Genomic DNA, 22,537 nt, shown 5'->3' with positions numbered 1-22,537 from the left:
CGGGCTCAGAAGAATCCACACGTCGGGGCGGCACCGCTGGGTGCGGGAGCGGATTCGGCGCCCGTCGGCGCGTACACCTCGAGGCGGATGCCGTCCGGATCGGTGAAGAAGATGCCGCCGGAGGCGACGCCCTCACCGTGCGCGACAACGCCGTCGTGGGCAAAACTCACCGAGAGTTCACGCAGCAGCGCCTCGATCGAGCGCACCTGTTCGATGGTGTCGACCTGGAACGAAAGATGGTGCAGGCCAGGGGTTTCGGCGGAGAACGTGCCGTCGGACTGCTGCCAGAGGGTCAGCACCAGTTTGCCGTTCGCACCGAGGAAGGCCCAACGCTTGTCGTTGTCGGCACTGGCCGCGAGCTGTTCGAAACCGAATGCGCGGCGATAGAAATCCACCGATCGGTCCAGATCGGAGACATTCAGTCCGATATGTCCGGTGGCCAACTGGGGCGCGATGGCTGTCGTCATGGTGATCCTCCTCGGAATTTGTAACTGCTCTCTAGAGTTTTAACAGTTAGAACATAGCGAGCAGGAGGAAACACGTCAACCTCTAAAATCGAGTTAGCTAGTTAGAACGGCGGTGGTTGCCTTGGAGACGAAAGGGAGATCGCTACCCTCAGGTATGCCCGATCCACGCCCCCACCTCGGTGAACCGCTGGCACTCGACCTGCTGAACACCCGGTGGAACCAGGACGGACCACAGGATCTGCTCACCGATGTCGCGGGTCTCGGCATCTGGCTGACCACGGCCGGACTCGACGATCGCGCGAAGGCGGACGAGCGCACCCTGCAGGCGGTATTGTTCGCCCGCACCGCCCTCTACGACGTGGTAAAACACGCCTCGCACGCCGCACTCAACGAAGTACTCGACCACGGCCGGATTCGACGCACCCTGACCGATACGGGCCCCGCCGATATGGTCGACGTACCCGAAATCACCTGGCTCCCCGGCTGGCTCGCCGCCGACAACCTGCTGCGGCTACTGGCCGAAGCGCCCGACCGGATCCGCCAGTGCGCCCATCCGGACTGCGTGCTGTTCTTCTACGACACCTCGAAAAACGGCACCCGCCGCTGGCATTCGATGGCAACCTGCGGCAACCGCACCAAGGCCGCACGCCACTACGCGAAAAAGGGCTGAGCTCAGAAGAGTTCGTCGAGCAGTCGGTAGTAGTCCAGTCGCCGACGGTCCGGCTCGGCGAGCCCGTAGGCAGCGTAGAACGCGCTCAGTTCGTCGGCATCGAAGTCTTCGCGCAGATCGCGTTCGACCAGCGCCAGATCGCGGTATCGATCCGCGACCCCCAAACCGCCTACGTCGATCAGCAGACCACCGGCCAGGACGTTGGACGGGGTGAAATCTCCATGCGCGACAACGAGATCCTCGTCCGGCGGACGTTCGGCGAGCAGTCGCTGGTAAATCTGTTCCGGCGTCAAGCCTCGATGGTCCTCGTCGAAGCCGTCGACGTCGACCAAACCCTCGAGCACCCGGCGCCGCGCCTGGGCCAGCATGACATCCAACTTGCCGCCGAACGGACACTCGGCGACGGGAATATCGTGCAGACGCCGCAGCAGCGTGCCCATGACCGCGCCCACCGATCCTGTCGGCTCGGCGGCCAGACTCGGCAGTCCCGCGTCGGCGAGAACCAGCACGTCCTCTTCGAAAACCGCGATGCGCGGTACCTGAATACCCTTGTCCCGCAACCAATTCAGCCGCGCATACTCGGCTGCCGTCTTCGGTCCCCGCTTGACCCAGTACGCACCATCGACGTGCGCGACGCCGCCGCTCATCCCCTCGTGCTCCTCCGACCAGGCGGGGTTGTCACCCAGCAACGCGGCGACCCGCGGCGGCAAGGTCGTCGGCAGGTCGTCGAGGAGGTCGAGGGTGGTGCGCGTGGATTCGATCAGCTCGGCGTCACCCTCCACGACGCGCAGTTTCAACGCCTCGGTGAGCCGCGCCCTGGCCTCGGACAGTCTGCCCTGTTCGGCGAGGGCCTTGCCCAAATGCTGCAGTGCGAACGAGAGCACCTCGGAGTCGCTGGCTCGATCCACGGCTCGGCGATACAGCGTTTCGGCGGTGACAGTGTCACCCCAGTAGCGGTAGACATCGCCGAGATTGATCCAGACCGACATCCGGCGATAGTCGCTATCCGCTAGTTCCAGGGCGCGATCGAGGTGATCGAGAGCCTCGGCGTAGCGGCCGAGCAGCATCAGCTCGATGCCGAGCTTGCGGAATTCGGCGAAGTCGACCGGCCGAGCGGCCGCAACGCGAGCGGCCAGCTCCCCGTGATCGGTGGGGATCATGCGCAGCCGCTCGTCGAAGCGGTATCCGTGGTCGGTCACCGCCGCGCCGCGCTGACGCTCGGCTCCGCCGTGACCGACGGTGCGGTGTTCATCGTGCCCTCGCTGCGCGCGGTCACCAGCGTGATCTCGGTACGTCGAAGTCGGCGCAGAGCGCGCGCCAAACATCACGCGGATCGACGCCCGCCTCGATGGCGGCGGCGCCGGTCCGCCCACCCAATGCCGGGATGGTGTGGTCCTCGAGCAGCGCATCGCCGCGGGCCACACCGAACTCGGTGTGCAACAGCTCCTGGAACTCCGTCAACCGCACCGTATTCAAGATACTCGCGCCGATGCGGCGGTTCACTCGGGCCGTTCGATCGCCGTCAGCGCCCATCATCCCGAGGAACGGCAGGCGACTAGTGGGCCCGCACGCTGAGCACGTCCCGGCAGATGCGGATCGGGTCGGCGACTTCCGCGATACCCGCGGCCGCTCGCCGCGCCGCGGCCCGGTACTCGGGCGTGTCCAGCACGTCCAGGACCGCGGAACGCACCGCATCGGCGGTCAGCGGGCGGACCAAAATCGAACTGCCTTGGCGGGCAGCGCGATTGGCCAGTTCCCACTGGTCGCCACCGCCGGGGACCGTCACGATCGGCACACCCCCGAGCAGGGACTTAGCGAGCAGACCGTGGCCACCCCCACCGACCACAACCGAAGCGTGGCTGAGCAGTTCGTCTTGGCGGCCGAGTCCGGCGGTCGCCCACGGCGGCAGATCGGCGGGCGGGGCGTCGAGCATGGATATGGCCACCCGAACACCCGCTCCGTCCAGTGCGGCCAGCACGGTTTCGACCATGCCCGCCACCCCGGTGTGGGCGGTGGACGGTGCCACCATGACCAGCGGCTCGTCGCCAGGTGGTGGTTCGAGGACTTTCGGGGTGGGCTCCCACAGCAGCGGGCCGACGACGTGGGTGTGCTCGGGCCAATCGGGCCGCGGCACCTCGAGGGCGGGCAGGGTGGCGATCAGGCGCGCCGCGGGGCCCGGATCGGCGGCGGGCAGTCCGACGCTTTCGCGGGCCTGCTCGCGCTGACGCACACCATGGCGGATGGCGCGGGCGGTCATGGTGCGCAACATGCCGTCACGCAGGCGGCCGCGCACCCCCTCCCCAGCTGCGAGGCCGCTTCCGATGGGCGGCAACGCTTTCGACGGCAGATACAGCGGATGCGGTGACAGCTCGACCCACGGCACCCCGAGTCGCTCGGCAGCCATCCCGCCACCAGCGGTCAGCACATCCGACACCACGAGTTCGGGGAGCATCGCGCTCAGATCGGGCAGGATTTCGGTCGAAATATGCGCCGCACGCTCATGAATGCGCTGACCGGCATCGCTGTCGTCGTCGACCGTGCGCGGCGCGAGCCCCTTGAGTCTGCGCACCGCGATGCCCGCCCGCTTGGCGGCGTCGAACCAACGCGGTCCGGTGAACAGCACCGGATCGTCACCGGCGGCCAGGAACCGTTCGCACAGCGCCAGCGCCGGAAACGCATGGCCGGGATCCGGCCCGGCAACAACGGCAACACGCATGCGGCCAGCCTGCCACATCGATCTCCGAACGCGGTGCGCCGCGGATCGAGCTCGACCGAGCACCCGATGCTGAATCCGCTGACCGGATGCGCCGACATCTGGGATCGGCCGACGAGTCGCCTCCGTCCAAACCTGACGTCCAGTGACCGAACGAATCACCGGCACCCGCTGAACCCAACCGATTTCAACACTCCCCCACCCATCCGTTACCCTTGCCCAGCAACACCGGTCCGGGTGGCGGAATGGCAGACGCGCTAGCTTGAGGTGCTAGTGCCCTTTATCGGGCGTGGGGGTTCAAGTCCCCCTCCGGACACAACCAATGTGACACGTCACCCGCTCTACCTGCGGTTATGCAGGAAGGGCGGGCGACGGCGGCGAGCCGAATCAGTGCAGAATCGCAGGTGGGAGCCCTGTGGGGGTTCAATTCGGGTTCAGCTGAGAAAATCCTGAGAAACCGGCGCGTCGGCCCGGTGAATCATGGACAGTCACATCACGGAAGTCTTTCCAGCTCTGCGGATATCGGTCGAGGTCCTGCACACCAATCTGGGATGCGGCCCCGCTCGCCATGCCGATCAGTAGAGGACCCAATGCGGCATGTTCGCCCGGTCGACTCCTCGGTCGAGTGCCGCAAGGTGCTGTTCGCACTCACCGACCTCGGGCCACTCGCGCACCGGGTGGTGTGGCTCGCGCCCCGATGGCCGGGCTCGACGATGCCGCCAAAGCGGTGGACCCGTGCTGTTCTCGGGCAACCCGTGGGACACCACCGCCCCGTCGAACCTGCGCAAGCTGACCGATTTCCGGCAGAACGAGCTCATCCCGTTCGTGGCCCAAGGCCGAAGGTCGAACTATCGCGGATGACCGTCGATTCCTCGCCCACCGATCAGGCCGATCAGATCGTCCGGGTCCGCGCATGATCGGAGCCGCGCGATGAAGATGCGCTTACTGGTCTCGGGCACCGCCATCGTGGTGGTGCCGGCGCTGGGCGTCGGTTATATGGTGCTGGGCGCGTTGCGGATTCGGCCGTTCGCGGACTACACCACCGTCCGGATGCTGCTGCAGAACTCCAGGGGCCTCAACACCGGTTCCCCGGTCCTGCTGCAGGGCGTCGAGGTCGGCAAGGTCACCGGCGTGCACACCGCCGCCTCCGGAGTCGAGACCACCCTGCGGGTAGACGACACCTACCGGATTCCCGCTGACAGCGCGGTCCGCATCGAGAACCTGTCCGCGCTCGGCGAACCCTACGTGGATTCGAACCGTCGCACGCGATGTAGTCCATCGAGCGCTTCCCCCCGTACATGTTCGTCTTCGGCAAACCGATCGGAAGGTCGGTCCGTATCGAGGCGCCGGATTGCCTCAGTTCGGTGAGTTCCCATCCCGCTTGTGTGCAGAATGGTTCCAGGTCGTCGACGGTCCAGGTCTGCGAGACGGGCGATCCGGGTGGCGCCCTCGATGTCGACATGCATGCACTGGCTCCCCGGCGCTAGCCTTCGTCCTCCGGCTCAGGCTCGTCTTTCCAAGCCTGATACCGCGGACTGACCAGATCTAGGTAGATCGCGCGTCCAACCAAACTTAGGACGATGACTACTGTCGGCAGATCCCATCCGATTTTCGGCGCATGACCAGATTCGGAACGTGTGGGCTTTCCAAGGACAGCGGTGAGGGCCGCATTGAGGTCTGCGAAGCCGTCGACGAGTCGCGGCCGCACCTCCGTCATGGGGGTGTTCGTGTCGCCCAAGTCTGTGATGAAGGTTGAGAAGTAGTCCATCAAGCGTTTACGCCCGTACATGTTCGCCTTCGACGGACTGACATGAAGTTCGACTGGTCCTGGACCGTCAACGACCTGGAACCGCAGCATCTTCTGCTGCTGATCGGTGAGCGTGTTGGCCGGCGGCGTCGTGGGGCTCGGCGCAGCCGTTGCGGCTGGGGCACCCGGGGCTTGCCCCGGCTCTCGGCGAGGGTGGGGCCCTGGACGGGATAGACGGGTTCTTGTGGTGCCACAGTTGTGTACCTCGGTATTTCACGAAAAGCCGCTCCGCGCTGGGGAGTGACCGTGGGGGCGGAAATAGCAAGTGCCGTACCAGATTCGGTGTGAATCGAGTACGGCACGGATTGGTCCCGAGACAGGCGCCACACCGCAGACGTGCCTGTGTGGGCGACCGTCAGCTATCGGGACGATTCGCAAGAGGACTGAGCGCGACACACGTGAAATACGTTCGCGCACACCAGCGTCGGACGTAGCAACGACCGGCGGCCAGGTCATCGGCTGCGCCGATCACGACCGCAACCGCGCACTATCGGCCGGTCACAGACCTTTCACCTGCTTTGCCACCAGCAGACGGTATCTGCACGGGTCAAACCGGCTTCAGAGCCAAAGATACTGGTGCGAACCGAATCGGAGCCGATTCCAGTCGCCACGCGATCCCAGTAGTGGTCGCATCATCGATGCCTGGGCATGAAAAACCCAACCCGAGGAGTTCCGCCGCGACGTCGTCGCCGTGGCCCGTAAGGGCCAGGCGCCGTTGAGGCACGGAGCCATAACGCAAGAAGGCTGTTCGGTGCGTGAGATGTGAATGGCCCTAAATGGTTTGCGCCGGATCGTGCGTGCGGGGATGCTCGGCCACACAGTTAAAGAGAGGAAAGCGAAATGGCCGCATCCGGCAAGCCGTCCGAGTCCGCGCCGGAGGTCCGCACGGCAGCCGGTGTGCTGCGCGGTGCCCGAGAGGCGGGGCTGGCGGTCTTCCGTGGTATCCCGTTCGCCGCGCCGCCGGTCGGCGACCTGCGTTTCGCCGCGCCGCGGCCGGTGCGCGGCTGGGACGGGGTGCGACCCGCCGTCGCCTACGGCCCGCCGCCGCCACAGTCCGCCGTACTCGCGGTGCCTCAGGACACCGCCGGAGGCGACTGGCTGTCGGTCAATGTCTGGACGCCAGAACCGGATCCGGCCTCCGAGCTCCCGGTGATGGTGTGGATTCCCGGCGGTGGTTATGCCATGGGCAACTCCGGCCTGCCGGAATACGATGCCGGGCACCTGGCCATGATCGGCACCGTGGTCGTGACCCTGAACTACCGCCTCGGCATCGAGGGGTTCGCCCAGATCGAGGGCGCCCCGGCCAACCGCGGACTGCTCGACCAGGTCGCGGCCCTGGAGTGGGTGCGAGACAACATCCGGGTGTTCGGCGGCGACCCTGACCGCGTGACGGTCTTCGGACAGTCGGCGGGTGCCGGATCGGTCGCCGCGCTGCTCGCGATGCCGCGCGCCGCCGGGCTCCTCCGCCGGGCGATCGCACAGAGTGTGCCGGGGACGTTCTTCTCTCCCGAGCTGGCCGCCGACCTCACCGCGGCCTTCGCCGCCGAGCTCGGGGTGGCGCCAACGGTGTCCGGGCTGTCGACGGTGGCCCCGGAACTACTCCCCGCCGCTGGTGACGCGGTTTTCGCCAAGATGGACCAATGGCGGGAGCGCTGGGGACAGATCACCCACCGGCCGATTCCGTACGCGCCGGTTGTCGACGGTGACGTGCTGCCCACGACTCCTTGGCGGGCGCTGGCCGAGGGCACCGCCCGGGACGTCGAGCTTCTCGTCGGGCACACGCGCGACGAGCACCGGTTGTTCAGCCTGATCGACGGTGTGCTCGGCCAGGTCACGCGCGAGCAGACCGAGACCGCGCTGCACGTTCTCGCGGCCGGGCCGGGCCGTGCGCGCCGGTATCGGGAGGCGTACCCGGCCGCTGACGACGAGGAGCTGTACGAGCTGGTCAACGCCGACTGGTTGTTCCGCATGCCGAGCGTCCAGCTCGCCGACGCTCAGATCGCCGGTGGCGGCCGGGCTCACCTCTACGAGCTGACCTGGACTGCCCCGGGCATGGGTGGTGCTCTCGGCGCCTGCCACGGGCTGGACGTGCCGCTCGTCTTCGGCAACCTGGCCAGTGGGCGGACCGCCATGCTGATCGGCGACCCGCCCGCACCGGAGGCGGCGGAGCTGTCGGCGCAAATCCGCGGGTCATGGATGTCATTCGCCGCGCACGGCGACCCGGGCTGGCCCCCGTACGACACCGATAATCGCCTTGCCCAGATCTTCGACACACCGTCGAGGGTCACCGCCTACCCGGAGGAGACCTCGCGGCTGCTGTGGCAAGATTTCACCTTCCCGGCGCTGCCGCTGCTCGCGCGGTGAAAATAGCCGCGCTCGGCCGAGATCGACGTTGGTGTGAAGTCGCGGCTCGCGCCCAGATTGGCTGCTCGAGCTTTGATAGCCGGTCCTGAGCCCACGTTTCACCGAACCCGCGGGGATCGGCGCGTGCGGCGCGTGGAAATCGGTTTCCTGATCCGGGCGTGCTCGGGTCTACTGACGATATGACGATCACACGTGCCGCGGTGCGTGCTGCCGGTCGCGTCGATCTGTCGGATGTGTTGGCGATGGCTGTCGCGTTCTATTCCGAGGACGGTTTCGCTACCGCCGAACCCGAGTTGCGTGACAACCTCGCGACGTTGCTCGCCCGCGGCGCAGGTCGCCGTGGTGCATTCGGCGGATCGGTTGCTCGGCTTCGCTGTCACCACAACCAGTTTCGGTCTGGAGAACGGATCGGTCGCCGAACTGGAGGATCTGTTCGTGGTGCCGACCGCGCGGCGTCGGGGCTGGCCCGCCTGCTCATCGAGGACAGTGTCGAGTGGGCGGGTGAACGAGGTTGCCGGTGCCTGGAGCTGGGCATCGCACCGAATGGCCGTGATGTCGGGCACCTGTTCCCCTACTATCTCGCGCGCGGCTTTCGCAACGATGGCCGTAGGCTGATCAGCAGGCAGCTCTGATTCGACTGCGGTCAGCGGTGATTCGAGGTCGCTGGCAGTCGTCTCGTCGCGAGAACCAGGTCCGGGATCCCGGTCGCCGGCTGGCCCGCGACCTGTGGGTTCGTGCTGAAAGTTGGGATCGGTAGGAGGCGCGCGCGGCGTCTACTTACTCCATGACATCTTCTCAATCTCCCGCGAACCAACCGAAGCCCGCTGGCTTGGACAAAAAGACCAGCGCGATCCTGTCCTACGCGCTGGGCTGGCTCACCGGAATCATCTTCCTATTCGTGGGAAAGAACGATCCCGATGTGAAATTCCATGCCTCGCAATCGATCGTCTTCTTCGGTGCGGTCTCGGTGGTCAATATTGTTCTGAGCATCCTCGGCTCGCTCCTCGGGGTCCTGGGGATCATCTTCAGCCTCGCCGGACTCGCAGTCGCGGTCTTCGCGGTCGTCGTCTGGATCATGGCCATGGTCCAGGCGAACAACACCGGCGGTGTCCGGGCGGAGCTTCCCCTTGTCGGAAGATTCGTTGCCCCCTATGCCGATCAGTTGGCCAACTCGGTCAAGTAACGGCATATTCGAAGTCCCCAGCGGGATTTCGTCATCGAGGATGCTGTCGGCGGCCCTGCCGGCGGCCAGATGCGACAGTCCGAAGATCAACGGCCCGAGGTCATCTCGGGCCGTTGGCGTCCGCGCGGACGTCCGACAATTCTGGTCCGTGCACCGGGTATCCAGCGTCCAACTTGTCATTTGTTTCACTGAAGCAAATAAAGGGGCAGACTGGGCCCCAACTTTCCCGCAACCAGGCGGTCCAGCCGTCATGTATGTGCAGAACGCCCGCTCATCGGCTACCGCTCATTGCCAAGTCGCAGGAAGTCCTCCCGGCAAGCGGTCAGAGGCGCAGCCGTAACAGCTGTGTGTGCCCATGATCGCCCGGTCGAACGCGCGGGTCGCGGCATGAGCATGCGTATCTCCAGGGACGCGCACCCGTCCGAATCTTCGACAACTGCGCGCCTCCTGTTCTCGAGTTGCTCGGTGCAGTCCTCATGGGGCATTTGACCCCACCCGCGGTACTGCGATCCCGTCGGCAAGCCCTATGCGGACCCGGCCGCGGTGACCGCTGCGATCAGGGCGTCGCCGGTGTATGCGCGACCACCGATTCCCCAGCCTCCGTCGGGGGCATTGAGAATGTTCACCCAGGTGTCGGCACGGTTGTGCGAGGGAGTCGTGAGTGCGTCGACGATGTCGGTGGCAGCCGTGATGAACGCGGCCCGGCTCTGCGGATCGGGGAGACCGATATTGGGCAGCTTCAGCTCGACCATGACGATCTGCCGGTTCACCGCACCCGCGTAGATGGCGCCGGGTGGCAGCAAATGCACTGTCCCACCAATGATTCCGGTGAAGAACTCATTTCCCGTGCCGCCGCTGATGTCGAGCAGGGCCGCGGTGAGCCGGGGCAGAATTTCGTGCTCACCGGCCTCGGTGAAAGTTCCGGTCGGTGCGGTAACGGTGATGGGCATAGCGGCCTCCTCGAATCGACTGCTAGTACGTACGTACTAGCGAAGATAGTGTGCAGTAGGATGGACGTACTAGTCAACGTGCCTTCGGAGGAACTCATGGCGGCAGATACGCGAGACCGGATGATCGGCGCCGCAATCGATGTGCTGCGCACGAAGGGTGTCGCGGGAATGTCGTTCACCGAGGTTCTCGCCGCCAGCGGCGCGGCGCGTGGCGCGATCTACCACCATTTCCCAGGCGGTAAGGCCGAACTCGTCGCCGAGGCCGCGACACGCAACGGCCACGACGTGTGCGGACATCTCGCGCAATTGCCTGCCGAGGATCCGCTGACCGCGGTCGAGGTCTTCCTCGCCTCCGTGCGACCGGTGGTCGGCGCTTCGGCCGAGGGCGGCGGCTGCGCGGTTGCCGCTATCACCATCGACCCGGACAACGGAACACTGCGCGATCTGGCATCCGGCGTCTTCGACTCGTGGACAACGACTCTCACACAACGATTGACCGCGGCAGGTGTGGACCACGATGCCGCCACCGACCTGGCGACGACCTTGATCACACTGCTACAGGGGGCGCACGTGCTCTGCCGCGCCAATGGCGGCCTCGAGCCGTTCGACCGGATAACCCGCACCGCAATAGATCTGATCCGACACCGCTACCCCAGCGATCGGTGAACACCCAAGCAGTGCACCACCGCCCCGCGACCATCACGCCACGAGTCGCTGAAACCCGGAACCGGTCCATGACCGCGATTCCACACTCATGCCTGCCTGGCATTGGACCTTCTTCCGCAGCAACGCTGCTGACCAACACCGAAGATATCCACCGATTCGCCGACCGGCACCGATTACCTCCTAGAACACGCCGCTCCCGCATGCCTCCACCGCCGAGCAACAGCGCCCTCTTCTCCCGCGCCAGCAACACAGAGCCTGGCGGCCCAGCCCCGGTCAGAGGGCGAGAAATATCACCCGATGAGTACGAACCGCCCATCACAGGCTATTGTTGGTCAAGTGCGTGACATGTCACGCCAAGCGTCGTAGATCGCATTCGCTTCCCAACCAGCGTTTGCCGCATCCGCTCTTCTTACGGCGATCGATTTTGCCCATCGGCAATCTCGCCATTTCGTGCCCCCAGGCGCGGACCCGGAAGGTCCGCAGACGGTTCGGGCACCACCGATGCCCGAAAGGCACCGCAACACCTATGAGTTCTGCTGACATCTCTTTTGCCGCGCTCGGCGTGAGCGCACCGCTGGTGAAGGCGTTGACTCGCGCCAAGATCACCGAACCTTTTCCGATCCAGACCGACACCCTGCCCGATTCGCTGGCCGGACGCGACGTGCTTGGCCGTGGCCGGACCGGCAGCGGCAAGACGCTCGCCTTCGCCATTCCGATGGTCAACCGTCTCGGCGGCGGTCTCGCCGGTAGGCGCGCACCGAGCCGCCCGACCGGCCTGGTGCTGGCGCCGACTCGGGAATTGGCCACCCAGATCGCGGCCGCGCTGGAACCCCTCGCCGCGGCCTATCGCATGACCGTCACCACGATTTTCGGTGGGGTCGCACAGAACCGGCAGGTCCGGGCGCTGCGCGCCGGTGTCGACATTGTCGTCGCATGCCCCGGCCGGCTCGAGGATCTGATGAACCAACGGCTGATCTCCCTGGATGCCGTCGCGGTCACCGTGATCGACGAGGCCGACCACATGGCCGACCTCGGGTTCCTGCCGGGCGTGACCCGCATTCTCGCGGCCACCCCGAACCACGGTCAGCGCCTGCTGTTCTCGGCCACCCTGGATAACGGCGTCAACAAGCTGGTCAGCCGCTTCCTGCCGGATGCCAAGCTGCATTCCGTCGATGAGGCGAACTCCCCGGTCGCCGCCATGACCCATCACGTTTTCGAAACCGCGACCGTCGAAGCCAAGCGCGAGGTCGTACACCGGCTCGCCTCGGGCTCGGGTCGGCGAATCCTGTTCATGCGCACCAAACATCAGGCTCGCAAACTGGCCAAGCAGCTGACCCTCGCCGGAATTCCGGCCGTCGATCTGCACGGCAACCTCTCGCAGGGCGCCCGCGACCGCAACCTCGCGGTCTTCGCCGCCGGTGATGCCCTGGTGCTGGTGGCGACCGATGTGGCCGCGCGCGGTGTGCACGTCGACGGTGTCGAGCTGGTCGTGCACGTGGATCCGCCCGCCGAACACAAGGCGTACCTGCACCGTTCGGGCCGTACCGCGCGGGCTGGCAACTCCGGTGAAGTGATCACCCTGGTGCTGCCCGGCGAACGACGCGACCTGGCCGACCTCATGCGCAAGGCCAAGATCACTGTGACCCCGCAACGGGTCACCGCCGATTCGCCCGTAGTGGCCGAGCTCGTCGGCACGATCGCCCCATTCGTCGCGCCCTCCTACAGCGAGCGGGCGGCACGTGAAGACGACCGCCGCAGCAGCGGCGGCCCCTACCGTAGCAGTGGCGGACCGCGCAGGGGCAGTGGCCGTCGCAACAGCAGTGCGGCGCAAGGGCGGGCGCGCGCCAAGCCGCGCGCTCACTCCGCGCGCCGAACGGCTGCATAGGGCCCGTTTTTCGGTCGCTCCCCCAGACCAGCCTATGCCGAGATCGCCGAGGAGCTGAGCATCGCCGGCGAGCTGCCGGGCAGCGAATGCTGTTGAACGTGGCCGATGACACCGGTACTGGCGGGCGAACCCAGCTGGTATCGGTTCGTCCAAACGGTTCTGATGGCCTTCGCGGCGTTGTTCGTCACCTCGCCCGGCCCGGAACTGATGCTGTACAACGATCACGGGCCGTGGCTGAGCGAAGGCTCCGTGGCCGCGGTTGTCGTGATCTTCGCGTTCACCGGGTGGGGGATGTTCGTGCGCGCCCGCAGACAGTTGGTCGCGGCGCTGCTGACCCAGATCGACCACGCCCGCGCCGACCGCGGCGCCGCCATCGAACATGCCCGCGCCGCCGAGCGCCGGGCCATCGCGCGGGAACTGCACGACGTTCTCGCACACCGGCTCTCGGTGCTGGGCGTGCACGCCGGCGCCCTGGAATTTCGTCCCGACGCGCCGCCCGACCAGATCGCCGGCGCGGCCCGGCTGATCCGCGAGACCGTGCACGAGGGCCTCGAGGAGCTGCGCACCGCCATCCGTGTCCTGCGCGACGCCCCGGACGACAGCCGAGCGCCACTGCCTGCCCTCACCGATATCCCGGCGCGACGGGTCACAGTTGGGCCGGGGTGACACCTCGATGTGATCGAAGGCAGCGAGTCTGATGACGCGAGTGCTCATGGTGAGGTTGCCCAGGTAAAACTATCGAGATCAAACGCATGTATGTCGATCCTCACCTACGCCGACACGGCATCACTCGACAACTGCTGGCCCGCTTGGAAACAATGCCCGAAACGCCGGGGTCTCGAGCCGCCATTCTCGATACGGGCAGCAAACAGGCTGCAGCACATGCGCTTTATGAAAAGTGCGATTACAACAGAACAGCCGGTTTTCGATTTACAAGGATCGACCCGGAACCGGGCCTACCTAAGGACCTACTGGGTGAGTGCGGCGATCGACGCCTCGATGACTTCGAAGATGTGTGAATCGGTCTGCCGCTGCCACTCCGGCATATCGTTCCAATCGGCGATGTAGGACGGCTTCGGGGAGGGAAAGTGCTTGTGGATCTGCCCGATCCAGCACAGGGCCACCCATCGCCCCTTCTGCTCAGGCGTGAGTTTGGTTGCGGCGCTATCGGTGGTGGTCAAGAACTGGGCCACCTGGTCGTAGACCGCGATCGCGGCGGCTTGCTCCCAGCCCGGCATGTCGTCCCACCCGGCGACGTATCCAGGTTTGGGCTCACCTGGGTAGTAGGTGCGGACGCCTTCGATCCAGGCGTTGCGGAAGATCCGGCCGCGGTCAGTGTCGTTGAGCAACGTCTCTCCTCGGGGTGGTCGTTGACGACGGTAAGTATGCAATCTGCTCGTCGAGGTTGCGGACGTGGACGTCGACGAGCAAGGGGTGGAGGTGCTCACGTAAGTCATCCAGTCGGCGACCTAGGTATCCGGAATGGGTTCGGTGCGCCGTGTCGAGAGCGGCGTTGCCGAAGGCGACCAATTGGATCGGGTCTCGCCGCAGCGCGGAGCTCGCAGCCAGGTCGATGAGAACCCCTGCCCGTCGCCGCGTAGACAGGGGCCGATCCAGCAGGGTCGCCAGCGTGGCTTCGGCGCGCTCATGCTGTCCGAGTTGGACCAGGCAGTGGCCGCGTTCCTCATCCAGACGTGTGCCGTCGAAGCGTAGCCAGCCGGTCAGCGTTTCGAGGCCCAGATCTTGCACACCTTGCGCGGACTCGGCGGCGCGTGCCCATCCGGTGGCGTCGCCAAGGCCTGCGAGGGCTTGCGCGTGTACGGCGTCGACCCAGTAGCGAGTGGTCAGTTGGGAATCGCCCCGCTGCGCAAGGTGATTGGCGGATCCCAGGAGCGGGATCGCGGCGGCGTATTGGTGGTTGTAGATGCCCAAATAGGCGTGTCTGGTCAACGCGCATGCCCACAAGTCGTGCGCGGCGGCTTCTTTTCCGAACGATGCGGCGAGGGTGTAGCAGGACGCTGCAGCGTGGTAATCGTCGCTGTCGAACAGGATCTCGCCTAGCAGTTGCAGCGCCTCGCTGCTCAGTTCGTACAGGTGTGTGCGGACCTCGCTGTTGCGCGCATGTCGCACATCGTCGATCAGCTTGTCGAGATGACTGCGGACCGCCGCGAAGATCTCAGCTTTCGTTTCTGCCTCGGAGTAGTCCTGCCATAGCCCTTGGTTGATGACTGCGTACTGCTCGACGGCGGCTGCGTCGACCGAACCCGTCCTCGTCGCCGCCACGATCCGATCCCAGTCAACCGGTGCCGCCAGCACAGCGCTGCCGACACCCAGCACGCTGAGAAGCGAACGGCGGTTCATGTCGTTGATCTCCATGAGGTACTGCGATTTGTGCGGGGCGGGTGACCGCTTGGGACCATCACCGCTGAGCTTAGGCGTCGGATTCGACGGCTCGGACAGGTTGTGCTCCCGGCGCAGCTCAGCGCAGCGCAGTTCGAAATGCGTGCGTTGGTCGGTGGTCGTCCGCGCGAGGGTAGTGTCCATGATCGCGGCGTTCACTGCGCGCAGCGTCAGCGTCGGGCCCCGACGCTCCCACTTTCGAAGGGCATCGAAGCGCACACCGGTGAGCTCACAGAAGCCGGTGCGGGTTTCTCGCAGTGCGTCGCGCAGAGCGCGCACCTCCAAGCCGGTCCATAAGAGTTGCACAGGCATCTGCACTCACCCCCGTACCAGTTCGTGTGAGAAGCGTACCCCCTAAGTGCCACCGCAGTGCCCCTGACGTTGCTTCCCGCATCATCGTAAAACTGCGACCGTGGAAACACCGCATCACTCACTCGGTCGCTGGAATGCCTAGCACCGCAGCGGTTTTCGCGCATTCATCTCAGGCTGATCGCTGGGTGATGCGCGTGCTAGGTGATGCGGCACCGGCGGCGACCCGACCGTTTCGCCGCCCCGTAACGGAGGTACCGGTGAGCATCCATCAACTGGTCGTGATCGGCTTCGACGAGATCGTCCGCAACAAGTACATGCCGTGCATCAAGGCGGCGATCGCCGACGGCTACCTGGATTCATGGTCGATCGTCGACCTGGAATCTGAGCGAGAGGTCATCGAGGCGCGGCTCGTAGGCGCCGACCCACAACCGCGCATGAAATTGTTTGTCCCCGCAGACCGGGGAAATCCGACGCGGGCGCGTGACACGCCCCATGACTCGTCGGCACCCGCGTCGGCGGCGGGGGGCGCGGCGAACGCGAGCACCGCCACAGCGGCGAGGGAGATCGGAAAAGCCAAGCGGCCCACGGTGTCTCGCCGCCTACGGCACTACCGTCAGCACGGGCGGCTGCCAATGCTGGCTGATGGCGACATCTTTCGGCGCGTAGAGCCGCATGATGAGCGAGAACTGGCCCGATGCCGGGATGGGCAGCCAGTTGCCCGCGGGCACGCTGGCACCCGGATTCTCATACTGCACGGCGAGATCGACCGAACCGTCCGGATTGGTCACCACCGGAACCTGATGTCCGATCGCGTAGATATTTGCCGCATTCGGTACCAGGTAGCCGTCGGCGTCGTAGGCGGTCAGTGACCAGAACGCGTCGACCGGTGGGAGTTGTCCCGGTGGGAAGTGCAGCCGAAACTTGGTGGGCGCGCCATTGCGGTCGGCCTTGCCGAACATGGTCGGGTAGATCGCGTCCCGCGGTAGGTTGGTCCCCAAGCCGCCCCACGCGGTATTGGCCCGCAGCAGGTAGTCGGTGCGGTAGGTGCCGACTCCTGGATCGAGGCGCCATCCGTTCTCGTTCACCACGTTCGCGGTGTAGGCCGGAATCTCCTTCTTCGCCACATCGGCCGCCGCGGTCAGCTGATCGTTAGAGATGCCGTGGACGCTGCCGCCCGGCCGAATCCCGATGGCGGCGAAGCGTTTCATCGCCGGTTCATCCTCGGAACGTGGCGGATTCACCGCCATGACCGTGCACATTCGGTTGAAGAAGGTCGCCGCGTCCATATCGTGTACCTGCTTCGGCGGCGGGACGGCCATGGGACCCGGCGGGGTCTTGGTGGACGGCGACGGCGTGTCCTTGCTCGTGGCCCATGCGCTGAGCGGCACCAGCTTCAGCTGTTGCTGTAGCGCCGTGACGGCGGCGATGTCATCGGGACCGTTGACCTCGATCCGCCCGAACAACCACACAGTCGGTGTCGGCACCGACAACTCGATCATGGCATCGGGCACCATGCCCGACCACTTCGGACCGGTGAGCAGATAGGTGAAGGGCGGGCGACCCGAGTTCACCTGCGGCCGCACACTACTCGGGTCGTGCACGGTATTCGTCCAGGCATCGGTCACCTGCATCAGCCAGTAGCGACCCGGATCGATCGCGGGCACCTGCAATACGATCGGCTCCGCCGAAACATCCAGCCACGCCGTCGAATACAGGGTGTCCCGGTTCAGTCGCAAGATATCGCGGCGCTCCGGTGTCGGCAGCGCGGTGGCGTGCTGGAAGGTATTGACCGGTGCAATCGCTTCGGCCGCAACCCGAGTGGCGTCCATCAACACCAGCGGATAGCCGAAGATGTAGGCGTCCTTGGCGATGGCCTCGACATCGTCGGAGGCGGACGAGGTCGACGCGGATCTGTCCGAGGACTTTCCGCATGCGGCAAGTCCGATACAGGCGGCGGCGAGCCCGAGGACCGTCCGACGCGAGACCTGCGACGGGGTAAGGATGGCACCGTGGTTATCCATCGATCTCCTCGCTCATCCGACTCGGGTCAGACTCGGCGGTTGCCAGCTGCCGTCGAGTGCCCGGTCATCGGGCACATAGAGGCGCAGCGCGAGCCGAAACGTCCCTGATTCCGGAATCGGCAGCCAATTGCCATATGGCACTTCACCTCCCGGATCCTCGGCCTGGATGGCGAGTTCCAGCGCACCGTCCGGCAGCGGCACGACGGGACGCTGGTGGCCGACCGAGTAAATGCCCGCCGCATTCGGCACCAGAAAGCGCGTCCCGGTATAGGCGGTCAGCGACCAGAAGGCGCGCGCGGGCGGTGCCTGACCGGCCGCGAAATACAGCCGGTACCGGCGCGGCGCGCCCTGCTCCCCCGCATTCGCGCTGATCTCCGGATAGACGACATCTCTGGGCAGATTCGCGCCGAGCGCGGTCCACGCGGTGAAGGCGCGCAACCGGTAATCGGTGCCATATGTCCCGAGGTTGGTCGCAAAGTCCCAACCGTTCTCGTGCCTGGACTTGGGATTGGCGAAATCTGGAATCTGCAGTTGGCCCGCCGCCACCGCGGCGTCGAGATCTGCGGCCGGAGCACCGTACGCCGTGCCGCCAGGTCGAATGCCGATCGTCGAAAACCGCTGCAGGGCTGCGGTATCGGCGGCAGCGGGCGGATTGGTGAGCATCAGTGCGCAGAGCCGCTCGAAGAAGGTGCGTCCATCCATCCGCGCGACCTGCTGCGGCGGCGCGATCGGGGCGGCAGTGTTCGGATCGATCATCGGGGTCGGTCGTTCACCGCGCAGCCAGGCGCTCAGCGGTGCCATCCGCACCTGACGCTGTAATTCCTCGGCGGCGGCGAGATCGGCCTGATCGCGCTGTTCGATGCGACCGATCAACCATGCGGTCGCGGTGGGCATTGCCAGCGGAGTCAGGTTATCCGGCAACGTGCCCGACCAATTGGGGCCGGTGATCACATAGCCGTACGGCCCGGTGTGTCCGTCCTTCACCTGCGGTGCGACACTGCTCGGATCGTGGGTGGTATTGGTCCAGGCGTCCATGATCTGCATGACCCAGTACCGGTCGCCGTCCATTTCCGGAACCTGCAGCACCACCGGTTCGTCGCCCAGATCGAGCCAGGATGTGGCGTAGAGGGTGTCGACATTCGGCATGACCACCGCGGTCATCCTGGGATCGACCGGGCCGAAGCCGCCGATCCGATTGGCGGGCAGGCCCGCGATATTCGACTGCAGCGTGGCATCCATCAGCACCAATGGATAGCCGAAGATATAGGCGTCGATCGCGACCGAGCGCGAATCGCCCGGCGGCACACTGCTGGAACTCGCCGCACCGCCGGAATCCGTCGATTTGCCGCACGCGACCAGGCCCGCGCCTGTAGCGGCACCGGCCAGCAGCATGTATCGCCGCGACACATGACTCATGGCGTTCTCCCTACTTCCCGATCAGGTCGGACAACTTCGAGAGATCAGCCGGAGTATAGCCACAGATTGGGCTGCACTCGGATTCGACGATCTCGACGCCGCCGCCGGGGTCGCACCCGTCGCGGTCTGGATACGCGGCAATGGGCCGATTCACACTGACGGCACGCCACGGGTCGGTGTGGTCGGTGCGCGGGCGTCGACCGAGCGGGGCGAGCGGATCACTCGCGAGATCACCGTGGGGTTGGCCGATCACGGCTGCCATATCGTCAGCGGCGGAGCCTACGGCGTGGATTCCACCGCCCACCGCGCGGCGCTCGCACGCTCGGCGTCAACGACGATCGTCGCCGCGACCGGCCTGGACCGGGTCTATCCCCACACCCACCAGAAACTGTTCGACGCCGTGCCGAATCAGGGACGGTCATTTCCGAATACCCACTGGGCACCGGCACCAGCCGCGACCGATTCCCGCAACGCAACCGGTTTATCGCGGTCCTGTCTCAGCTGCTGGTGATTCCCGAGGCCGGGCAGCGCTCAGGCACTCTCGACGCCGCCGGGTGGGGCCACCATCGGATCCCCTTCAGCAATCCCATAGCAATCATCGACGGGCCGTGCTTGGCTGGGAAAGGGGTCCATCACAGAGGAGACATACCATGACCAAACCGTTCAGGGGTGTAGTCAACCTCGACATTCGCGACTCCGTCCCGGACTGGGGTCCGTACGGGCAACCAAAGGCGCCGCCCGGCTCGCCGAACGTGCTGTACATCGTCCTCGACGACGTCGGATTCGGCGCTCTCGGCTGTTATGGCGGGCCGATCGATACTCCGAATATCGACAAGATCGCCGCGAACGGTCTGCGCTATGGCCAGTGGCACACCACCGCCCTGTGCTCGCCGACCCGGTCCTGCCTGATGACCGGGCGCAATCACACCACCAATGGGATGGCTTGCATCAGTGAAGCGGCCATCGGATTCCCGGGTGCGAACGGGCATATTCCGCCCGAATGCGCCACCCTGCCCGAGGTGCTGGTCGAGCACGGTTTCAGCACGGCGATGGTCGGCAAGTGGCACCTGTGCGCCGAGGACGAGATGAATCTGGCCTCCACCAAACGCAATTGGCCCGTCGGCCGGGGCTTCGAACGCTTCTACGGCTTCCTGGGCGCCGAGACCAACCAGTGGTATCCCGACCTCGTCCACGACAACCACCCCACCCAGCAAACAGCCACTCCGGAGCAGGGCTACCACTTCAGCGTCGACATCACCGACAAAGCCATCCAGTACATCGACGACGTCAAGGCGATCGCGCCCGACCGGCCGGTCTTCCTCTACTACGCGCCGGGCTGCGCGCATGCGCCACACCAGGTGCCTCGTGAATGGGCCGACCGCTACCGAGGCCGATTCGACGACGGCTATGAGGCCATGCGCGAGCAGACCCTGGCACGGCAGAAGGAGCTCGGCCTCGTCCCCCAGGACACCGAACTGCCCCCGCTGAATCCGATCGGCACCCCCGACACACGCCGCGGGCCCGGCGGCGAACCCTTCCCGCCGCTGGACTACACCCGCCCCTGGGACACCCTCTCCGCCGACGAGAAGCGGCTGTTCGCCCGCATGGCGGAGGTGTACGCAGGGTTCGTGTCGCACTGCGACGATCAGATCGGCCGGTTACTGGACTACCTCCACGACATCGAACAACTCGACAACACCATCGTCATTGTGGTCTCCGATAACGGTGCCAGCGGCGAAGGCGGCCCCGACGGCTCGGTCAACGAGAACAAGTTCGCCAACGGCATCGCCGACGATATGGCCGAAAACCTGCGGATGCTCGACGACCTCGGCAGCACCAAGACCTACAACCACTACCCGAACGGGTGGGCGATGGCGTTCAACACCCCGTTCAAGATGTGGAAGCGGTATTCGTTCAACGGCGGCACCTGCGACCCGTGCATCATCTCCTGGCCCAACGGGATCGCCGCCCGCGGCGAGACCCGCGACCAATACCACCATGCCGTGGACCTGGTCCCGACCGTGCTGGACTGCCTCGGCATCGAACTCCCGGCCACGGTCAAGGGCTACACCCAGCTCCCGCTGCAGGGTGTGAGCATGCGATACAGCTTCGACGCGGCCACCATCCCCTCGGCCAAGCACACCCAGTTCTATTCCATGCTCGGCACCCGCGGCATCTGGCACGACGGCTGGAAGGCCGTCACCACCCACCCCGCCATCAGCGGCTGGAGCCACTTCCCGCAGGACACCTGGGAGCTCTACCACGCCCAGGTCGACCGGTCCGAGATGCGCGACCTCGCCGCCGAAGAGCCCGAAAAACTCGCGGAACTGATCGGGCTGTGGTTCTACGAGGCCGGCGCCAACCAAGCGTTCCCGCTCGACGACCGCTCCGCCGTCGAGGTGCTGACCACCCCGCGTCCGCAACTCGCCCCGCCGCGCAACCGCTACGTCTACCGGCCGGGCGGGGCCGAGGTGCCCGAGTCGGTGGCGGTCAATATCCGCAACCGCTCGTATTCGATCGGGGCGCTCGTCGACATTCCCGGAGCGGATGCGGCCGGGGTGTTGTTCGCGCACGGAGGCCGGTTCGGCGGCCATACGCTGTACGTCAAGGACAATCGGCTGCACTACGTGTACAACTTCCTCGGCACCGAGGAACAGCGCATCGTCGCCACCGAGGAGCTACCGACCGGCGAAAACGTAATCCTGGCCGCCTCTTTCGATAAAGACGGTGAGGACCCACCCGGCACCGCCCACGGCACCCTGACTCTGTTCCACGGCGAAAGGAAGGTCGGCGAGGGCCGGATCCGAACTCAACCCGGCAAGTTCACCATCGCCGGCGAGGGTCTCAGCGCCGGTCGCGACACCGCAGAAGCCGTCACCGACGACTACCCCGGCACCGCACCCTGGGCATTCACCGGCGGCACTCTGCACCGGGTGGCCGTCGACGTCAGCGGCGAACCATACGTCGACCTCGAACGCGAAGCCGTAGCCATGCTCTCCCGCGAATAACACTGCCGACCCCGCCACCCGGTGCTCGATACCGGGTGGCGGGCTACACAGCGGAGAGCCCCGCCATCTATTCGGCGTGTTCTTCGGCATCCCCGCGATAGGTGCCCCGGTGGGCGCGGACCCGTCGACCCCCAAAGGCCAGCGGCACGGAAGCCGAACTCCGCACGTTTCGACTCCGTCACCCCGGCAACGAGATCCGACATCCCCATCGGCATTCCCACCATCACCACAGACGTCACCATCTGGCAGACCACCGGAGCGAGCCAACCGTGGTCGATCATGTGGCCGGAGTTGCGCAACCTATGACATGTCGCCAGCCCGCGGGGGGATTCTCACACCAGGTTGCCGCACACGTTTCGCGAACGGGCTACTGGCGATCAGCGTAGGACCAAGGCGGCGTCAAACTGAGAAGTCACCGATGAGGACCCCGCATCTCCCCTTAGCCCAGGGCGAAGCCCGCTTCGACCACCAGTTGGCCAGAGCTGATTCCCAGGTCTCCCGCGTTCCCATCTTCGATGTGCCCCGCCGGGGGCACATCCCTGCGGCAACCGGACCAGAACCGTCACGCGACCGCTAATTGCCGATGACCAGCAGTTTTCGGGGTTGCAGGATGTTGGCGTACTGGTCGATACCCCCTCCGGACACAGAACTGTGGCATTTATGCCCCCAAAATCG

Annotated in this window: 21 protein-coding genes, 1 tRNA gene and 1 pseudogene; 13 read left to right on the top strand and 10 right to left on the bottom strand. The window is 65.8% G+C overall.

The window, feature by feature from the left end; translation table 11 throughout:
* Positions 1 to 5: 5 nt before the first annotated feature.
* Complete coding sequence (locus ACQP1T_RS13590) at positions 6 to 467, bottom strand: VOC family protein (protein ID WP_433760420.1); 462 nt, start codon at positions 465 to 467, stop codon at positions 6 to 8.
* A 154-nt stretch (positions 468 to 621) separates the two neighbouring features.
* Here ACQP1T_RS13590 and ACQP1T_RS13585 point away from each other — a divergent pair, with 154 nt between their 5' ends.
* Positions 622 to 1,137, top strand: a complete 516-nt coding sequence (locus ACQP1T_RS13585; protein WP_433760418.1) for a CGNR zinc finger domain-containing protein — start codon at positions 622 to 624, stop codon at positions 1,135 to 1,137.
* A gap of 2 nt (positions 1,138 to 1,139) precedes the next feature.
* On the opposite strand, the gene ACQP1T_RS13580 is transcribed toward ACQP1T_RS13585, so the two are convergent.
* From ACQP1T_RS13580 to ACQP1T_RS13570, 3 genes are all read right to left on the bottom strand, one after another.
* Positions 1,140 to 2,336, bottom strand: a complete 1,197-nt coding sequence (locus tag ACQP1T_RS13580) for a phosphotransferase (protein ID WP_433760416.1) — start codon at positions 2,334 to 2,336, stop codon at positions 1,140 to 1,142.
* Between the two features lie 73 nt (positions 2,337 to 2,409).
* The gene (locus tag ACQP1T_RS13575; RefSeq protein ID WP_433760414.1) at positions 2,410 to 2,604 is read right to left on the bottom strand and encodes a DUF3046 domain-containing protein; all 195 of its coding nucleotides are present in this window, start codon (positions 2,602 to 2,604) and stop codon (positions 2,410 to 2,412) included.
* An 88-nt stretch (positions 2,605 to 2,692) separates the two neighbouring features.
* Positions 2,693 to 3,853, bottom strand: coding sequence for a glycosyltransferase (locus ACQP1T_RS13570; protein WP_433760412.1), 1,161 nt, complete (start codon positions 3,851 to 3,853; stop codon positions 2,693 to 2,695).
* A gap of 228 nt (positions 3,854 to 4,081) precedes the next feature.
* Between ACQP1T_RS13570 and ACQP1T_RS13565 the strand changes: the two genes are divergently transcribed.
* The 3 genes from ACQP1T_RS13565 (at position 4,082) to ACQP1T_RS13555 (ending at position 5,218) form a co-directional block, all read left to right on the top strand.
* Positions 4,082 to 4,166, top strand: a tRNA-Leu gene (locus ACQP1T_RS13565).
* Positions 4,167 to 4,585: 419 nt separating this feature from the next.
* Positions 4,586 to 4,711, top strand: a complete 126-nt coding sequence (locus ACQP1T_RS13560) for a hypothetical protein (protein WP_433760411.1) — start codon at positions 4,586 to 4,588, stop codon at positions 4,709 to 4,711.
* 69 nt (positions 4,712 to 4,780) lie between these two features.
* The gene (locus ACQP1T_RS13555; RefSeq protein WP_433760410.1) at positions 4,781 to 5,218 is read left to right on the top strand and encodes an MlaD family protein; all 438 of its coding nucleotides are present in this window, start codon (positions 4,781 to 4,783) and stop codon (positions 5,216 to 5,218) included.
* Between the two features lie 115 nt (positions 5,219 to 5,333).
* Here ACQP1T_RS13555 and ACQP1T_RS13550 read toward each other — a convergent pair whose 3' ends face one another.
* Positions 5,334 to 5,708, bottom strand: a complete 375-nt coding sequence (locus ACQP1T_RS13550) for a DUF6301 family protein (protein WP_433760408.1) — start codon at positions 5,706 to 5,708, stop codon at positions 5,334 to 5,336.
* 789 nt (positions 5,709 to 6,497) lie between these two features.
* Between ACQP1T_RS13550 and ACQP1T_RS13545 the strand changes: the two genes are divergently transcribed.
* From ACQP1T_RS13545 to ACQP1T_RS13535, 3 genes are all read left to right on the top strand, one after another.
* Complete coding sequence (locus tag ACQP1T_RS13545; protein ID WP_433760407.1) at positions 6,498 to 8,021, top strand: carboxylesterase/lipase family protein; 1,524 nt, start codon at positions 6,498 to 6,500, stop codon at positions 8,019 to 8,021.
* 179 nt (positions 8,022 to 8,200) lie between these two features.
* Positions 8,201 to 8,653 (top strand): hypothetical protein, encoded by a 453-nt coding sequence (locus ACQP1T_RS13540; RefSeq protein ID WP_433760406.1) that lies wholly within the window; start codon positions 8,201 to 8,203, stop codon positions 8,651 to 8,653.
* 152 nt (positions 8,654 to 8,805) lie between these two features.
* The gene (locus ACQP1T_RS13535) at positions 8,806 to 9,204 is read left to right on the top strand and encodes a DUF4870 domain-containing protein (protein WP_433760404.1); all 399 of its coding nucleotides are present in this window, start codon (positions 8,806 to 8,808) and stop codon (positions 9,202 to 9,204) included.
* A gap of 524 nt (positions 9,205 to 9,728) precedes the next feature.
* Here the strand turns inward: ACQP1T_RS13535 and ACQP1T_RS13530 are convergent.
* A complete protein-coding gene (locus tag ACQP1T_RS13530; protein ID WP_433760402.1) occupies positions 9,729 to 10,154 on the bottom strand; it encodes a tautomerase family protein in 426 nt (141 codons plus the stop codon).
* A gap of 60 nt (positions 10,155 to 10,214) precedes the next feature.
* Between ACQP1T_RS13530 and ACQP1T_RS13525 the strand changes: the two genes are divergently transcribed.
* The 4 genes from ACQP1T_RS13525 (at position 10,215) to ACQP1T_RS13510 (ending at position 13,724) form a co-directional block, all read left to right on the top strand.
* The gene (locus ACQP1T_RS13525) at positions 10,215 to 10,820 is read left to right on the top strand and encodes a TetR/AcrR family transcriptional regulator (RefSeq protein ID WP_433760401.1); all 606 of its coding nucleotides are present in this window, start codon (positions 10,215 to 10,217) and stop codon (positions 10,818 to 10,820) included.
* A gap of 526 nt (positions 10,821 to 11,346) precedes the next feature.
* Positions 11,347 to 12,705, top strand: a complete 1,359-nt coding sequence (locus tag ACQP1T_RS13520; RefSeq protein WP_433760399.1) for a DEAD/DEAH box helicase — start codon at positions 11,347 to 11,349, stop codon at positions 12,703 to 12,705.
* 105 nt (positions 12,706 to 12,810) lie between these two features.
* Complete coding sequence (locus tag ACQP1T_RS13515) at positions 12,811 to 13,371, top strand: histidine kinase dimerization/phosphoacceptor domain-containing protein (RefSeq protein ID WP_433760398.1); 561 nt, start codon at positions 12,811 to 12,813, stop codon at positions 13,369 to 13,371.
* A gap of 71 nt (positions 13,372 to 13,442) precedes the next feature.
* Positions 13,443 to 13,724: a GNAT family N-acetyltransferase gene (locus ACQP1T_RS13510; RefSeq protein ID WP_433762190.1), complete on the top strand. Its 282-nt coding sequence runs from the start codon at positions 13,443 to 13,445 to the stop codon at positions 13,722 to 13,724.
* Here the strand turns inward: ACQP1T_RS13510 and ACQP1T_RS13505 are convergent.
* The 4 genes from ACQP1T_RS13505 to ACQP1T_RS13490 all read right to left on the bottom strand — a co-directional run bounded on the left by ACQP1T_RS13505 (position 13,674) and on the right by ACQP1T_RS13490 (position 18,854).
* Positions 13,674 to 14,054 (bottom strand): hypothetical protein, encoded by a 381-nt coding sequence (locus ACQP1T_RS13505; RefSeq protein WP_433760396.1) that lies wholly within the window; start codon positions 14,052 to 14,054, stop codon positions 13,674 to 13,676. The two genes, ACQP1T_RS13510 and ACQP1T_RS13505, sit on opposite strands and share 51 nt — an antisense overlap.
* The gene (locus ACQP1T_RS13500; protein WP_433760395.1) at positions 14,038 to 15,264 is read right to left on the bottom strand and encodes a hypothetical protein; all 1,227 of its coding nucleotides are present in this window, start codon (positions 15,262 to 15,264) and stop codon (positions 14,038 to 14,040) included. Before ACQP1T_RS13500 ends, ACQP1T_RS13505 begins: the two co-directional genes overlap by 17 nt.
* A gap of 752 nt (positions 15,265 to 16,016) precedes the next feature.
* Entirely contained in the window at positions 16,017 to 17,438 is a 1,422-nt protein-coding gene (locus ACQP1T_RS13495) for a DUF1254 domain-containing protein (RefSeq protein WP_433760393.1), read from the bottom strand.
* A gap of 12 nt (positions 17,439 to 17,450) precedes the next feature.
* The gene (locus ACQP1T_RS13490) at positions 17,451 to 18,854 is read right to left on the bottom strand and encodes a DUF1254 domain-containing protein (protein ID WP_433760392.1); all 1,404 of its coding nucleotides are present in this window, start codon (positions 18,852 to 18,854) and stop codon (positions 17,451 to 17,453) included.
* On the opposite strand from ACQP1T_RS13490, the pseudogene ACQP1T_RS13485 reads away from it, so the two are divergent.
* Positions 18,853 to 19,508 (top strand): annotated as a pseudogene (locus ACQP1T_RS13485) (DNA-processing protein DprA). The gene ACQP1T_RS13490 and the pseudogene ACQP1T_RS13485 overlap by 2 nt on opposite strands.
* Positions 19,505 to 21,862, top strand: coding sequence for an arylsulfatase (locus ACQP1T_RS13480; protein WP_433760391.1), 2,358 nt, complete (start codon positions 19,505 to 19,507; stop codon positions 21,860 to 21,862). Before ACQP1T_RS13485 ends, ACQP1T_RS13480 begins: the two are co-directional and overlap by 4 nt.
* Positions 21,863 to 22,537: the final 675 nt, after the last annotated feature.

Source organism: Nocardia sp. CA-135398, assembly GCF_050955845.1.
GTDB lineage: Bacteria > Actinomycetota > Actinomycetes > Mycobacteriales > Mycobacteriaceae > Nocardia.
The sequence above is the reverse complement of the archived record's forward strand: the minus strand, read 5'-3'. Positions and strand labels throughout refer to the sequence as shown.

Bases quoted from the DNA above. Each gene is read 5' to 3' on its own strand.
- ACQP1T_RS13520 (WP_433760399.1), top strand. From the start codon at position 11,347: ATGAGTTCTGCTGACATCTCTTTTGCCGCGCTCGGCGTGAGCGCACCG.
- ACQP1T_RS13540 (WP_433760406.1), top strand. From the start codon at position 8,201: ATGACGATCACACGTGCCGCGGTGCGTGCTGCCGGTCGCGTCGATCTG.
- ACQP1T_RS13545 (WP_433760407.1), top strand. From the start codon at position 6,498: ATGGCCGCATCCGGCAAGCCGTCCGAGTCCGCGCCGGAGGTCCGCACG.
- ACQP1T_RS13530 (WP_433760402.1), bottom strand. From the start codon at position 10,154: ATGCCCATCACCGTTACCGCACCGACCGGAACTTTCACCGAGGCCGGT.
- ACQP1T_RS13570 (WP_433760412.1), bottom strand. From the start codon at position 3,853: ATGCGTGTTGCCGTTGTTGCCGGGCCGGATCCCGGCCATGCGTTTCCG.
- ACQP1T_RS13555 (WP_433760410.1), top strand. From the start codon at position 4,781: ATGAAGATGCGCTTACTGGTCTCGGGCACCGCCATCGTGGTGGTGCCG.
- ACQP1T_RS13495 (WP_433760393.1), bottom strand. From the start codon at position 17,438: ATGGATAACCACGGTGCCATCCTTACCCCGTCGCAGGTCTCGCGTCGG.
- ACQP1T_RS13590 (WP_433760420.1), bottom strand. From the start codon at position 467: ATGACGACAGCCATCGCGCCCCAGTTGGCCACCGGACATATCGGACTG.
- ACQP1T_RS13585 (WP_433760418.1), top strand. From the start codon at position 622: ATGCCCGATCCACGCCCCCACCTCGGTGAACCGCTGGCACTCGACCTG.
- ACQP1T_RS13550 (WP_433760408.1), bottom strand. From the start codon at position 5,708: ATGCTGCGGTTCCAGGTCGTTGACGGTCCAGGACCAGTCGAACTTCAT.
- ACQP1T_RS13515 (WP_433760398.1), top strand. From the start codon at position 12,811: ATGACACCGGTACTGGCGGGCGAACCCAGCTGGTATCGGTTCGTCCAA.
- ACQP1T_RS13480 (WP_433760391.1), top strand. From the start codon at position 19,505: ATGACCAAACCGTTCAGGGGTGTAGTCAACCTCGACATTCGCGACTCC.
- ACQP1T_RS13525 (WP_433760401.1), top strand. From the start codon at position 10,215: ATGGACGTACTAGTCAACGTGCCTTCGGAGGAACTCATGGCGGCAGAT.
- ACQP1T_RS13490 (WP_433760392.1), bottom strand. From the start codon at position 18,854: ATGAGTCATGTGTCGCGGCGATACATGCTGCTGGCCGGTGCCGCTACA.
- ACQP1T_RS13535 (WP_433760404.1), top strand. From the start codon at position 8,806: ATGACATCTTCTCAATCTCCCGCGAACCAACCGAAGCCCGCTGGCTTG.